Below are 437 nucleotides of genomic sequence, written 5' to 3'. Positions count from 1 at the left end.
AGCCAGACTTGGCACAAGCTCTGATCGTCCATCTCCTTGCGATCTCAAAACGGGGCCCGGCGGGCCCCGTTTTCGTTTTATCGACGCGCTGACCGTGACCCTCGATGGCCGTTCGGGCCGGCGGCGACCCAGCCAATGTCCCGTCAATCAATTTGAACCGCAGATGAACGCCGGCCTCAGAGCCGGTTCAGAGGCGTCAGGGCATTCTCCTGCGTGTTGAAGGAGACACGGACCCAATGCTTGCTCGCCGCTTCACCATCGTCTGCCTGCTGATGAGCCTGTTTGGGATGTTCTTCGCCATCCTCGTCGCCGAAGCGGCCCGGTCCCCCCGCTCCTGGGAGGAAGCCGCCAGAATGTGCCACCTCGCCTGCCCGACCAACCTTCGCCACTGAAACAGAGAACCAGACCTCGAAAAGAAAAGCACAGACATCATGAGC

1 protein-coding gene is annotated in these 437 nt (G+C 60.9%); it reads right to left on the bottom strand.

All coding sequences use genetic code 11. The features are described 5' to 3' along the window. Nucleotides 1-176: 176 nt before the first annotated feature. The coding region (locus tag EOA36_RS37905) for a hypothetical protein (protein WP_210212455.1) at nt 177-437 on the bottom strand (261 nt) is incomplete at its 5' end.

Origin of the sequence: Mesorhizobium sp. M8A.F.Ca.ET.021.01.1.1 (assembly GCF_003998025.1) — a bacterium.
Taxonomy (GTDB): Bacteria; Pseudomonadota; Alphaproteobacteria; order Rhizobiales; family Rhizobiaceae; genus Mesorhizobium.
The sequence above is the reverse complement of the archived record's forward strand: the minus strand, read 5'-3'. Positions and strand labels throughout refer to the sequence as shown.